This window comes from Acidovorax sp. WCS2018Noco2-16, assembly GCF_031843945.1.
Taxonomy (GTDB): Bacteria; Pseudomonadota; Gammaproteobacteria; order Burkholderiales; family Burkholderiaceae_C; genus Paracidovorax.
This window is the reverse complement of record NZ_JAVTJJ010000003.1, coordinates 1-13,893: the sequence shown is the minus strand read 5'-3', so window position 1 is coordinate 13,893 and position 13,893 is coordinate 1. Positions and strand designations below refer to the sequence as shown.

The 13,893-nt window shown below is 67.7% G+C and carries 9 protein-coding genes; 8 read left to right on the top strand and 1 reads right to left on the bottom strand.

Annotated elements, in window-relative coordinates; genetic code table 11:
* Positions 1-128 precede the first annotated feature (128 nt).
* From RQI28_RS09540 to RQI28_RS09515, 6 genes are all read left to right on the top strand, one after another.
* The gene (locus tag RQI28_RS09540) at positions 129-1,313 is read left to right on the top strand and encodes an ABC transporter substrate-binding protein (RefSeq protein WP_311223134.1); all 1,185 of its coding nucleotides are present in this window, start codon (positions 129-131) and stop codon (positions 1,311-1,313) included.
* Between the two features lie 183 nt (positions 1,314-1,496).
* Complete coding sequence (locus RQI28_RS09535; protein ID WP_311223133.1) at positions 1,497-2,375, top strand: branched-chain amino acid ABC transporter permease; 879 nt, start codon at positions 1,497-1,499, stop codon at positions 2,373-2,375.
* Positions 2,372-4,930: an ATP-binding cassette domain-containing protein gene (locus RQI28_RS09530; RefSeq protein ID WP_404976896.1), complete on the top strand. Its 2,559-nt coding sequence runs from the start codon at positions 2,372-2,374 to the stop codon at positions 4,928-4,930. Before RQI28_RS09535 ends, RQI28_RS09530 begins: the two co-directional genes overlap by 4 nt.
* 43 nt (positions 4,931-4,973) lie before the next feature.
* Complete coding sequence (gene hpxZ, locus RQI28_RS09525; protein WP_311223131.1) at positions 4,974-5,390, top strand: oxalurate catabolism protein HpxZ; 417 nt, start codon at positions 4,974-4,976, stop codon at positions 5,388-5,390.
* Positions 5,380-6,966 (top strand): gamma-glutamyltransferase, encoded by a 1,587-nt coding sequence (locus tag RQI28_RS09520; protein WP_311223130.1) that lies wholly within the window; start codon positions 5,380-5,382, stop codon positions 6,964-6,966. The genes hpxZ and RQI28_RS09520 overlap by 11 nt, the downstream gene beginning before the upstream one ends.
* A gap of 144 nt (positions 6,967-7,110) precedes the next feature.
* A complete protein-coding gene (locus RQI28_RS09515) occupies positions 7,111-7,857 on the top strand; it encodes a zf-TFIIB domain-containing protein (protein ID WP_311230423.1) in 747 nt (248 codons plus the stop codon).
* Positions 7,858-8,180: 323 nt separating this feature from the next.
* Here RQI28_RS09515 and RQI28_RS09510 read toward each other — a convergent pair whose 3' ends face one another.
* Entirely contained in the window at positions 8,181-9,470 is a 1,290-nt protein-coding gene (locus RQI28_RS09510) for a solute carrier family 23 protein (RefSeq protein ID WP_311223128.1), read from the bottom strand.
* Between the two features lie 269 nt (positions 9,471-9,739).
* Between RQI28_RS09510 and RQI28_RS09505 the strand changes: the two genes are divergently transcribed.
* On the top strand, positions 9,740-11,086 hold the full coding sequence (locus tag RQI28_RS09505) for a hypothetical protein (RefSeq protein WP_311223127.1): 1,347 nt from the start codon (positions 9,740-9,742) through the stop codon (positions 11,084-11,086).
* A gap of 231 nt (positions 11,087-11,317) precedes the next feature.
* Positions 11,318-13,846, top strand: a complete 2,529-nt coding sequence (locus RQI28_RS09500) for a PAS domain-containing protein (protein ID WP_311223126.1) — start codon at positions 11,318-11,320, stop codon at positions 13,844-13,846.
* Positions 13,847-13,893: the final 47 nt, after the last annotated feature.

The following is a 13,893-nucleotide window of genomic DNA, read 5'->3' as shown; positions in this document are numbered from 1 at the left end:
GAATTTACATATGTTGGCAATAAAAGTAATGGATGGTTGACGCTGGCATGGTGCTTGCACGTGGTACGCCACGCGAAGTAGTCACGCTCCGCCCAACCCGCAGCTTCATTCCAGCCTGGAGTACCAACATGAGTTCCAAGACGACCCGTCGCACATTCACCCTGGCCGCCCTGGCCGCTGCCTCGTTCGTGGGGGCCGCGCAGGCTGCCGAGCCCATCAAGATCGGCCTGGTCACGGCGCTGTCGGGCCAGTCGGCCCTGGCGGGCGAGTCGATCACCCGGGGCATGACCATTGCCATCGAAGAGATCAATTCCAAGGGGGGCCTGCTGGGTGGCCGCAAGCTCGAGCTGGTGCGCCGCGATGACGAGGCCAACCCGGCCAAGGGCGTTACGGCTGCGCGTGAACTGATCTACCGCGAGAAGGTGGCGGTGCTGTTTGGCGGGCTCGATACGCCCGTGTCGATCGCCATCGTGCAACTGGCCAATCAGGAAAAGGTGCCGTTCATGGGCCCCTGGGCCGCAGGCACGCCCATCACCAAGAACGGCGCCCAGCCCAACTTCGCCTTCCGCGTGTCCGCGGTGGACGAGATCGTGGACCGGGGCATGCTGGCCTATGCGCAGAAGACCTTCGGCGCGAAGAACCCAGGGATGATTCTGGTGAACAACCCCTGGGGTGAATCGAACGAGAAGGGCCTGACCGCCGCGCTGGCCGCCAAGGGCATGAAGGCCGCGGCCATCGAGAAGTTCAACGACAGCGACGTGGACGTGGTGCCGCAGCTCACGCGCCTGAAGGCCGCCGGTGCCGACACGCTGTTCATGGTGGGCAACGTGGGGCCGTCGGCGCAGGTGGTCAAGTCGCTCGACCGCATGGGCTGGCAGGTGCCCATCGTTTCGCACTGGGGGCCGGCCGGTGGCCGCTTCACCGAGCTGGGTGGGCCCAATGCCAAGAACGTGCACTTCGTGCAGACCTACAGCTTCTTCGGCAAGCAGTCGCCCGTGGGCGAGAAGGTTCTGGCCGCGCTCAAGTCCCGCTACCCGGAGATCAAGGGGCCGGACAACATCACGCCGGCCGTCGGCGTGGCCAATGCCTACGACGCCGTGCAGCTGGCTGCGCTGGCGATTGCCAAGGCCGGCAGCACCGAAGGCAATGCCTTGCGCCAGGGCTTCTACAAGATCGACAAGTACGAGGGCCTGATCAAGACCTATGACAAGCCTTTCACCGAAGCCAACCACGACGCGCTGAACGAAAACGACTACGTGTGGGCGCAGTTCATCGGCAACCGCATCCTGCCCGTGGGGCTGGACAAGCAGTAAACGCCGCCAATAAAGCGCTTCTGGCGTCGTTGCTGTGTCTTGTCGTACCAGCCGTACTGCCTGCCATCAATCTGGCGTGTAGCGCCTGGCCAGAACCGCTTCGCTGAGCTTTCTTGACCGCTTCAGGCCGTCTTCCAACGCGGCTTGCCGTCATTCCTTCACCGCATTCGATCAATCACCACGATGCTATTTCTCTCCGCCCTCATCAGCGGCATCGGCCTGGGCAGCATGTACGGGCTGATGGCGCTGGGATTCCACGTCACCTATGTCGTCTCCGGCACTGTGAACTTCGCGCAAGGCAGTTCCATGATGCTGGGCGCCGTGCTCACCTATGGTTTTGCCATGACCCTGGGCTGGCCCATGCCGGTGGCCATCGCCCTGGCGCTGCTGCTGTGCGCGCTCTATGGCCTGGTGGTGGAGTTCGTGGCCGTGCGGCCCTTCGCCAGCCGGGGCTCCGACGCCTGGCTGATGGCCACCGTGGCGCTGGGCATCGTGGTGGACAACGTGGTCATGTTCACCTTCGGCAAGGAACCGCGCAGCCTGCCGTCGCCGCTGGCCCAGTCGCCCATCGAGCTGGGCGGGCAGGGGCTGGGTGTGTATCCGCTGCAGTTGTTGATTCCTGTCGTGGGATTGGCGCTGGCCGCTGCGCTGCACGTGGTGGCGCGCCGCACGCGCTGGGGAACGGCCATGCTGGCGGTGGTGCAGAACCGTGACGCGGCGCGGCTGATGGGCATTCCCATCGGCCGTGTGGTGGCCGCTGCCTTTGCCGTGTCGGCGCTGTTCGCGGGCATTGCGGGCGTGCTGATCGCGCCGCTCTTCAACGTGCAGTCCGACATGGGCACGCTGTTCGGGTTGAAGGCGTTTGCGGTGGCCATTCTGGGGGGCGTATCCAGCGCATGGGGCGTGATGCTGGCCGGCCTGCTGTTCGGACTGGTCGAGGCGCTGGTGACCACGACGCTCGGCTCGGGCTACACGCAGATCCTCACTTTCTCGCTCGTGATCGTGGCGCTGGCCGCGCGTCCCAACGGGCTCTTCGGGCGTGCCCTGGTGCGCAAGGTATGAACATGGTTGAACAACACAACGTGGGACGCAGCGCGCCAGCGCGAGGCCGCCTGGCCGGGACGGGGCTGTGGATTCTGGGCATTGCCGCCGTGCTGGGGGGCATAGGGCTGGCCGCCACCGTCAACGGCTATTACGTCTTCGTGCTGGCCAACGTGGCGCTGCTGGCCATCGTGGGCATTGGCCTGAACGTGCTGCTCGGCCTGTCGGGACAGGTCTCGTTCGGCCACGTGGGCTTTTATGCCATCGGTGCCTATGCCGTGGCGATTCTCACCACCAAGGCCGGCTGGAGCTTCTGGGCCGCATGGCCCGTGGCGGCCCTCGCCGCCGGTGCCATGGGCGCACTGCTGGCGTTGCCTGCGCTGCGGGTGAAGGGTCCTTACCTCGCGATGGTCACCATCGCCTTCGGCTTTATCGTGGAACACAGCGCCGTCGAGATGCGCGAGCTGACAGGCGGGCAGAACGGCATCATGGGCATTGCGGCGCCCAGCCTGGGCTGGGGCACACTGCGCGGCGAAAGAGCCGTGGCGGCGCTAGCCATCGTGGCTGCGGCGCTGGCTATGGTGGCCTTCGTGCGGCTGTCGCGCGGCAGCTGGGGCGCGGCCTTGCGGGCCGTGCGCGATGCGGAAACCGCCTCGGAATCCATCGGGCTGAATCCGCTCGTCGTCAAGACCATGGCCTTTGCCGTGTCGGCGCTGCTGGCCGGTGTGGCGGGCGGGCTCTACGCGCCGCTGTCGGGCTTCGTCACGCCGCACAGTTTCTCGTTCCTGCAGTCCATCCTCTTCGTGCTTGTGGTGATGATCGGTGGCTCGGGCAGCATCGCGGGGCCGCTGGTGGGTGCCGTCATCGTGGGCCTGCTGCCGGAGCTGCTGGCGCGGCTGGAGGAATACCGGCTGCTCTTCTTCGGCGCGCTGCTGCTGGCCGTGCTGTGGGCTGCGCCGCAGGGGCTGGTCGGCCTGGTGCTGCGCCTGTGGCCTCGCCGAGCAGAGCCTGCTGCGGCGGTGGCTGCGTCGCTGAATGCAGGGGCCGCGCCGGCCCTGGGCAGCCGCGTGCGCCGCACGCTGCGGGCCGATGGCCTGTCCATGGTGTTCGGCGGCGTGCATGCGGTGTCGAAATTGTCGTTCAGCGTGCGGCCCGGCCAGGTGACCAGCCTGATCGGCCCCAACGGTGCGGGCAAGAGCACGGTGCTGAACATGCTGAGCGGCTTCTACACGCCTACGCAAGGCGGCTGCCTGCTGGGCGACATGCCCGTGCAGGGCCTGAGCGCATGGCGTATTGCACGGGCCGGTGTGGCCCGCAGCTACCAGACCTCGCAGCTGTTCGGCAGCTTGAGCGTGATCGACAACGTGGCGTTGGCCCTGCCGCGCGGTCGCCTGGGTGCGTTGCTGGGCGCCATGCGCATCCGCTCGCCCCAGGCCGGGGCGCAGGCGGCGGCGCTGTTGGCGTGGTGCGGCTACGCGGGCGACCCCTGGGCATGCGCCGCCGATCTGGCACACGTGGATCGCCGCTTGGTGGAGATTGCGCGCGCCCTGGCCACCGACCCCGACGTGCTGCTGCTGGACGAGCCGGCGGCTGGGCTGTCGCATGAAGACAAGGAGCGCTTGTCCGCGCTGCTGCGCCGCATTGCCGACCAGGGCGTGGGCGTGCTGCTGGTGGAGCACGACATGGCGCTGGTGATGGGGCTGTCCGACCATGTGGTGGTGCTGGAATCGGGCCGCCATCTGGCCGAAGGCACGCCGGCCGAGGTGCAGGCGCATCCCGCGGTGCGTCAGGCATACCTGGGTGACGGCGCGGGTGGGGCCGTGGCAGTGCGCGGCGGCATCGGCCGCACGCTGCCACAGGGTACTGTCGAAGTGCTCGGCGTAGGGAATCTGACGACCGGCTACGGTGCCGAGCCGGTGTTGCACGGCGTGGATCTGCGGGTGCGCCAGGGCGAACTGGTGGCGCTGCTCGGCGCCAATGGCGCGGGCAAGAGCACGTTGATGCGCTCGCTCGCCGGCTTGCACCGTCCGTTGCAAGGAGGCATACACCTGGCGGGGGTGGAGCTGGGCACCTTGCGCGCTGAACAGGTGGTGGCGCATGGGCTGGTGCTCGTGCCGGAAGGCCGGCAGGTGTTTCCGGAGTTGTCCGTGCTCGACAACATCCGCCTGGGCGCATTCTTGGTGCCCGAGGGCCGCGAGGCACGCGTGGAGCAGATGCTGCAGCGCTTTCCGCGCCTGCGCGAGCGGCTGCATCAGCGTGCCGGCCTGCTGTCGGGCGGGGAGCAGCAGATGCTGGCCATTGCGCGTGCGCTCATGGCGCAGCCGAAAGTGTTGCTGCTCGACGAGCCGTCGCTGGGCCTGGCGCCCAAGGTCATTGAGGAGCTGTTCGCCGCACTGGACGCGTTGCGCAATGAATCCATGACCCTGGTGCTGGTAGATCAGATGGCCGCCTTGGCCCTGTCGCTGGCCGACCGTGCCTATGTGCTGGAGGGCGGCCGTGTCGTGGCGCAAGGCACGGCAGAGGAGATTGCCGCCAACGATGCGCTCACGCGCGCCTATTTGGGCGGCGGGCACTGAGCTGGCCCACAATTGCCACCACATCGATAACGGAGACAAATGCATGCATGACGAGACCACCGTCAATCTGCCCGAGGTGCTGGCCGAGGTGATGGCCGCCTTCGAACAATACGAACACGCGCTGGTGCACAACGAGGTCGATGCGCTGGACGCGCTCTTCTTCCACAGCCCGCATACCGTGCGGTATGGCGCCACCGAAAACCTCTACGGCATTGACGCCATCCGAGCGTTCCGCAGTGCGCGGCCCGCCGTCGGGCTGGCGCGCACGCTGCGCCACACGTCCATCACGACGTATGGGCGTGACATGGCCACGGCCAGCACCGAATTCACCCGTGAAGGCAGCGTCCGCATCGGCCGCCAGCAGCAGACCTGGGTGCGCATGCCGGGCCAGGGCTGGTGCGTGGTGGCAGCGCATGTCTCGCTCATGGACGCACCCAAGGAGCCGGCCCATGCTGCATAGCCTGCACTGCCGCGGCGGCATGGTGACCGCGCCCCACCACCTTGCAGCCCAGGCCGGCGCCGCCGTGCTACGCGAAGGAGGCAATGCCGTGGAGGCCATGGTGGCTGCGGCGGCCACGATTGCGGTGGTCTATCCGCACATGAATGGCATCGGCGGCGATGGCTTCTGGCTGATCCACGCCCCCGGCATGGCGGCCCCCGTGGCCGTGCGGGCCTGCGGCTCTGCTGCGCAGGCGGCTGATGCGGCTTTCTACCGTGCGCAAGGTGACGCAGCCATTCCCACGCGCGGCCCGCGTGCCGCGCTGACCGTGGCCGGCGCGGTGGGGGGCTGGGCCGAAGCGCTGGAGGTGGCGCGCACCTGGGGCACGCCGCTGCCACTGCCGCACCTGCTGTCCGATGCCATTCGCCATGCCCGCCAGGGCATGTCCGTCACCCGTTCGCAGGCGTCGCTCACGCAGGCGAAGTGGGGCGAGTTGGAGCACGTGCCTGGCTTTGCCGCCGCCTTCGCCGCAGAAGGCGTGCCGCGCGTGGGCGATACGCTGCGCCAGCCGCGCATCGCCGCCACGCTGGAACGGCTGGCCCACGCCGGCCTCGACGATTTCTATAGGGGCGACCTCGCCCGCAGCATGGCGCGCGACCTGCAAACGCTGGGCAGCCCGCTGGCGCTCGCCGACCTGCAGGGTTGGCAAGCGCGCCAGGTGGCCCCTCTGTCGACCCGCCTGTCGGTCGGCCAGGTGTTCAATCAGCCTCCGCCCACGCAGGGCGTGTCGTCGCTGGCCATCCTGGGCCTGTTCGACCGGCTGGGTGTGTCGCAAGCCGAGGGCTTCGCGCACGTACACGGCGTGGTGGAGGCGACCAAGCGCGCCTTCGCATGGCGCAACCGCCATGTGGGCGACCCGGCCCACATGCATGCCGACCCTGTGGCCTATCTGGAGCCCGGCGCGCTCGATGCCGAGGCCGCTCACATCGACTCGCAGCGCGCCGCGCCCTGGCCGGTGCCCACCGCGCCCGGCGATACGGTCTGGCTGGGCGCGGCCGATGCGCAGGGCCGGGTGGTGAGCTACATCCAGAGCGTGTACTGGGAGTTCGGCAGCGGCATCGTGCTGCCTGAATCGGGCGTTCAATGGCAGAACCGGGGCGCCTCGTTCACGCTGGAGCCCGGCCCCAACCAGCTCACGCCGGGCCGGCTGCCATTCCATACCCTGAACCCTGCGCTCGCGCTGCTGAACGACGGCCGTGTGCTCGCCTACGGCACCATGGGCGGGGAAGGGCAGCCGCAGACACAGGCGGCCTTCTTCACGCGGCATGCGCTTTTCGGGCAGGACATGCAGGCGGCCATCACCGCGCCGCGCTGGCTGCTGGGGCGCACCTGGGGCGACCAGTCCACCAATCTCAAGCTGGAGTCGCGTTTTGATCCGGCCCTGGTGGAGGCGCTGCGCCAGGCGGGCCATGACGTGCAGGTGGTGGGCGACTTCGAGGACATGATGGGCCACGCAGGCGCCGTGGCCGTGCACCCCGACGGGCGCATCGAAGGCGCGACGGACCCACGTGCCGACGGAGTCTGCGCCGGGGTCTGACGCAGCGTTGTGAAAGCGCTCTGAGGTAGCCGGGGCCATGGACCTCACTTGAACGGCGCTGGTTCGTCCAGGTAAGAAGGTGGCCATGCCTGCGCAACTGACAGCGGCGGTGTGTGGCTGAAACGGCGCCGCGCAGCCGCTACCATGCTGGGCACCATGTCCACGCTGCCGTCCGCCCGCCTGTGTCCGTCCTGCCGCCAGCCCGCTGCCGTTCACCGCTTCGCCGCGCATGGCGGCGGCACGCTGGAGCTCGACCTGTGTTTCGCCTGCCAGGGCCTGTGGTTCGATCCGCAGGAAAACACCCGGCTGGCGCCCGCCGGCGTGCTGGCGCTGTTCGAGCTGCTGCACGGCCACCGCAGCGATGCGCACCACCCCATCGCGCAGCGGCTGCAGTGCGCGCGGTGCGCACGCACGCTCGAAGGCGGCTTCGACGTGGCCCGGGGCGGGCGCTATCGCACCTACCGCTGCACGGCCGGCCATGGGCGCTTCAGCACCTTCGGCTCGTTCATGGTGGAAAAAGGATTCGTGCGCCATCTCTCGCCCATCGAGATCGAGGCGCTGGCCGACCGCGTGGGCACCATCAGCTGTACGCACTGCGGCGGCACGGTGGACATCCGCCGCGACCACGCCTGCCCCTATTGCCGCTCTGCGCTGTCGCTGCTGGACCCGAAGGCGGTAGACGCAGCGCTGCAGCGCCACAGCCAGGCTGCCCGACGGGCCGAAGAGCCCGTCAGCCCACCGGCGCTGGCCGATGCGCTGGTGGCCCTGGAGCGTGAGCGCAACCGGGAAGAGCGCCAGCGGCAAAAGGAGCGGTTCACCGAGGGGTCATCTTCCGACCGCTTCGACCTGCTGTCAGCCGGGGTCGAGCTGGTGTGGCGGCTGATGCGCTAAGTCCGCCGTACCCTCTGCGGCCCTGCTCAGAGCGATGGGGCCGGCAAGTGACGGCGGGCGTAGTCGCCCAACTGGCCGGCCGGACGTGCGCGCTGTAGAGCCAGCCCTGGGAAAAATCGCAGCCCAGCATCACCCGTGAAAGGCAATGCCGGCGGCGATGTGGATGTTGCTACAGGCGCTGTCATGCTGAACCACCGGTCCTTTCGGACTACCGCACCGTGCCGGTCGGGCAGGAACTGCCAATGCGCATCTTGGCTTGTATCCCCCAGGGTGCTGCACGCCACGGTCGCCGTGACTGCACAGTGCACAGGCCGTCGCCTGGGCTAGCGTTGGGCGCGGCGGTTCAGCAAGGCGTACAGGATGATGGCGCCGAACGTGGCGGTGCCGATGCCGCCCAGGGCAAACGCGCCGAACTTGAGCGTGAAGTCGCCCGTGCCCAGAATCAACGTGATAGCTGCGACGATGAGGTTCTTGTTGTCTGAGAAGTCCACCCGGTTGTCGACCCAGATCTTGGCGCCGGCCACGGCGATGAGGCCGAACACCACGATGGAGACGCCGCCCATTACCGGCAGCGGAATGGCCTGGATCAGCGCGCCGAACTTCGGCGAGAAGCCCAGCACCAGCGCGATCACGCCGGCCACCAGGAACACGGCGGTGGAATAGATCTTGGTGGCGGCCATCACGCCGATGTTCTCGGCATAGGTGGTCACGCCCGTGCCGCCCGCGCTGCCGCTGACCATGGTGGCAATGCCGTCGCCGATGAACGCGCGGCCCATGTAGCGGTCCAGGTTCTGGCCGGTCATGGCCGTGACGGCCTTGATGTGGCCCAGATTTTCGGCCACCAGAATGATGGCGACGGGCGCGATCAGCAGCATGGCCGGGCCGCTGAACACCGGCGCCGTAAAGGCCGGCATGCCCACCCAGGCGGCGGCGGCGATGGGCGACAGATCCAGCGGCTTGCCCCAGCCCAGCACGTTGGTGAATACGGCGTAGATGATGCTGGCCGCAATCAGCCCCAGCAGGATCAAGAGGCGCTGCGCCATGCCGCGCGTCAGCACCGCCACCAGGCCCACGCACACGAAGGTGACGGCCTGCATCCAGGCCTCGAAGTTGTTGGCTGCCATGTTCTTGATGGGAATACCCGCCAGGTTCAGCCCGATGACGGCCACCACCGCACCGGTCACCACCGGGGGCATGAAGCGCTCGATCCAGCCAGTGCCGACGGCCTGCACCAGCACGCCGATCAGGGTGTAGAGCAGTCCGCAGGCAATGATGCCGCCCAGCGCAACGCCCATGTTCACGTTCGGGCCCTTGCCCGCATAGGCCGACGCGGCGATCACCACGCCGATGAACGCGAAGCTCGAGCCCAGGTAGCTGGGCACCCGCCCGCCAGTCACGATGAAGAAGATCAGCGTGCCCAGGCCGCTCATCAGGATGGCGACGTTGGGATCGAAACCCATGAGGATGGGCGCGAGCACCGTGGCGCCGAACATGGCGATGACGTGCTGCACGCCCATGACGGCGGTCTGGCCCCAGGGCAGGCGTTCGTCGGGGGCCACGACGGCGCCTTCGGTGGCGCGCGTCTCGCGCCATCGGGGAAAGTAGGTGGACAAGGGGAATACTCCTCGGTTTGTGTGTTGTGTGGAACGGCGCGAAGTGTAGGGTGTGTCAACGCGTCCCAAGCGCTTCCCTGGTGGTGTCGAATCAGGTGTTTGGCGCACATAGGCTGTAGTCCTGGGACGACGGCGATAAGGCGGGGTCGCCGCTAAGGTCTGGCGAGTGCGTCGGCACGCCGGTCTGGCAGTGTGCATTTGCGCGTTGGCAGCCGTGTTGCACGTTGATCTCATCCTTCCGTTCTGCCTTCCCTCCCTCTTTTGCTCTTATGCCTCAACGCCGCACCGTCTGGATCGCACTGGCCTCCATCGCGGGCCTGGTGCTGCTTGCCGTGCTGGCGTTGTGGGTCTGGCTGCCGACGGAGGAGGAGCTGGCGCGCCGCGTAGAGGCCGAAGCATCGGAAAAGTTGGGCGTTCCCGTCACCGTGCAGCGCTTGCAGTGGGGCCTGTGGCGCGCGCCGCGCGTCGTGCTCGAAGGCGTGGCCACCGGGCAGGAAGCCCCCATTACCGTCGCCCGTGTCACCGCTCAGGCACAGTGGTCCGAGCTGCTGCGCCGGCGCCTGTCGATCACGCAGTTGCTGGTGGAAGATGCCTCCGTACCGCAGCGCTCGCTTTCCGGCTTCAGTGTTCAGCCGGCAGAGGATGGTGCCAAGCCTGACGCTCCATTCAAGCTGGCCGACATTCCCGTGCAGCATGTCGAATGGCGCAATGTGCGGTGGGTGTCGCGCACCAACCGTTCTCTGGCGTACACGGGTGATGTGCAGTTCGACACCGAGTGGCGCCCACGGCGTGGCCGGATCGAGCGCGAGGGGGCTTCGGTGCCCGCTGCGCTGGAAATCGCCCGCGAGGGCACCCAAGACCGCTGGCGTGCCGACGTCACTGCCGGGGGGCGCACGCAGCCGGGCGAGCTTCGGCTGGAAGCCTTCGGCACGCGCTACCGCATCACCGGCGCCATTGATTTCACGGGCGTGGACATCGTGGGCCTCATGGCTGCCTTCGAGCGCCGCGCCATCGTGGCGGGCCGGGCCGACGGCCACACCGACCTGATCGCCGAGGGGGCCGAGCCGGCCGAGGCGCTGCGCTCTCTCCAGACCCGCACCCGTTTCGACATCCGCCAGGCACGCCTGCTGACGTTCGATCTGGAAAAGGCCGTGAAGAGCGCCGGCCAGAACCATCAAGGCACCACGCCGTTGGACCAACTGAGCGGCATCGTACGCACCGAAGGCGACCGAGACGGCACCATCGTGCGCTATTCCGACCTCAAGGCGACTTCTGGCGTACTTACTGCCACCGGCAGCGCCGTCATACAGAGCCAGCGGGTGAAGGGCAATGTGTCGGTGGACTTGGTGGAAGGCGTGATCGGCGTGCCGCTGGAGTTTGGCGGCACGGTGTCTGACCCCACGCTGAGCCTGCCACCCGCTGCGCTGGCCGGAGCGGCCTTGGGCACGGCGGTGGCGCCTGGCATCGGCACCGCTTTGGGCGCGCGGCTGGGTGAAACGCTGCGGCGGCTCTTCGGCGGTGGCGGCGATGCAGCCCAGGCGCCGGCGCGTGCGGGTGCTGACACGGCTCCCCAGTCTGGCGGACGGGCCACGCCAGCGCCCGTATACCGCGACTGAGGGGGTAGGGGAGCATGGTTTCTTACGCACCTTGTCGTTGCCCGTGGCGCACGCTTGTGTCCACGCACCAGAATATTTCGCGCCATGGCCGTCTTCTGAGGGGAGCGTTGTGCCATGGCAAAGGTTCGCCAGCAGCCCGCTTCCAGTAGACAAAACAATCAGAAGGCAGACTGCATGTCACACCCCGCGCCGGGCTCGGCCCTACCGCCTTTTCTTCAATGTGGCGGCTCCATGGCCCGTCTCATTGCCGACTTCGACTGGAGCGCCACGCCGCTCGGTCCCATCGAGCAGTGGCCGGCCCATTTGCGGCTGACCCTGGCCACCATCCTGCGTTCTTCGGTGCCCATCGCCACGCTGTGGGGTGACGGCGGCATCCTGATCTACAACGAAGGCTACGCCGCGTTCAGCGGCCAGCGTCACCCGGGAATCCTGGGCATGCCAGTGCTGCAGGCCTGGCCGGAGGCGCGCGAGTTCAACGACAACGTGCTGCGCTCCTGCCTGGCGGGCGGCACGCTGGACTATCACGACACCCCCCTGGAGCTGAACCTGCAGGGAGCGCCCCAGACGGTATGGTTCAACTTGCGCTATTCACCCATTCCGGACGAGCAGGGCGCCGTTGCCGGCGTGCTCGGCATGGTGACGGATACCACGGCCAAGGTGCAGCTGGAGCGCCGCCTGGTCGCCGAGCGCGAACAGTTCGCAAAGCTGTTCGACCAGTCTCCCAGCTTCATGGCCATGCTGGAAGGCCCGGAGCACCGCATCACGCTGGCCAACCCCGGCTACCGCCGGCTGGTGGGCCCGCGCGCGATCATCGGGCTGACCGTGGTCGAAGCCTTGCCTGAAACGGTGGAGCAGGGTTACTTGGCGCTGCTCGACAGTGTCTACCTCAGCGGCGAGGCGTTGACTGCCCACGGCGCGCGCTACGACTCGCCAGAGGGCGAGCATTACGTGGACTTTGTGTTCCAGCCCATCCGCGATGCCCAGGGCACTGTGACCGGCATCTTCGTGGAAGGCGTGGACGTGACGGGACGCATGGCGGCTGAGGCGCGCCGCGCCGCACTCGCGCAGTTCACCGACCTGCTGCGGTCGTTGACATCTGCCCACGCCATCTGCGAGGCCGCGGCCGAACTGCTGGGCCGCACGCTGCGCGTCAGCCGTGCCGGCTACGCCTTGGTGGACCCTGTCACCGACGACGCCACCATCCCCTGCGACTGGACGCAGCCGGGCACCGCATCGATCGCGGGCAGCCTGAACCTGCGCCGCTACGGCAGCTTCGTGGACGACCTGAAGGCAGACCGGGTCGTGCGCATTGCAGACGTGCGTGCCGACGAGCGCACCCGCAGCGCGCTGGCGGCTATCCAGGAGCGGGGCGTGGCTGCGCTGCTCAACATACCGGTTCTGGAACAGGGTGAGCTGGTGGCACTGCTGTTCGCCAACCATGCACAACCGCGCGAATGGTCGCCCGAAGACGTGGCTTTCATGCGCGAAGTGGCAGGCCGCACCCGCACGGCCGTGGAGCGTGCGCGCACCGAAGCCCAACTGCGCGAAGTGAATGAGTCGCTTGAGCGCAAGGTGGCCGAGCGCACGCAGGAGCTGATGGAGGTCGAGTCCAAGTTCCGCCATGCCCAGAAGATGGAAGCCATCGGCCAGTTGACCGGCGGCATCGCGCACGACTTCAACAACCTGCTGGGCAGCATGAGCGCCAGCCTGCAGGTGCTCGAGAAGCGGCTAGCTGCCCAGCGCTTCGAGAACGCCGAGCGATACATCGGCATGGCCCAGTCGTCGGTGCGCCGTGCGGCATCGCTGACGCAGCGGCTGCTGGCCTTCTCCCGCCGCCAGACGCTGGACCCCAAACCCACCGACGTGAACCGCCTCGTCGCGGGCATCGAAGAGATCGTGCGCCGCACCGTGGGCCCTTCGGTCGAGCTGGAAGTGGTGGGTGCAGGCGGGCTGTGGTTGACCAAGGTCGACCCGTCGCAGCTGGAAAACGCCGTGCTCAACCTGTGCATCAACGCCCGCGACGCCATGGCGCCTTCGGGCGGTCGCCTCACCATCGAAACCGCCAACAAATGGCTGGACGACCGCGCTGCCGGCGAGCGTGAATTGACACCCGGCCAGTACATCTCGGTCTGCGTGACCGACACGGGTGCCGGCATGACTGCGGAGGTCGCCTCGCGCGCCTTCGACCCGTTCTTCACCACCAAGCCCATGGGCCAGGGCACGGGGCTGGGCCTGTCGATGGTGTATGGCTTCGTGCGCCAGTCAGGCGGGCAGGTGCGGATCTATTCGGTGCCGGGCGAGGGCACGACCATGTGCCTGTACCTGCCCCGCCACATCGGCGATGCCGAGCCCGACCTGGAGCTCGAGCGCAGCCAGTACGAGCACCGGGGCGATGGCGAGGTGGTGCTGGTGATCGAGGACGAGGCGACGATCCGCGGGCTGATCGTGGAGGAGTTGCAGGACTTGGGTTATCAAGTCATCTCGGCGGCTGACGGGCCGTCGGGGCTGCACATCCTGCAGTCTGACCGGCGCATCGATCTGCTGCTGACCGATGTGGGGTTGCCGGGTGGGCTGAATGGCCGGCAGGTGGCGGACGCGGCGCGGGTGTCACGGCCGCAGCTGAAGGTGTTGTTCATCACGGGGTATGCGGAGAACGCTGCGGTGGGCAATGGGTTGCTGGAGTATGGGATGCAGGTGATTACGAAGCCGTTTGATATGGCGGCGTTGGTGGGGAAGGTGCAGGAAATGATTGAGCACTGATCTTTTTTGAGCTCGCTGGGCTTTGGAGTTGGCTGTGCGTTTGCTTC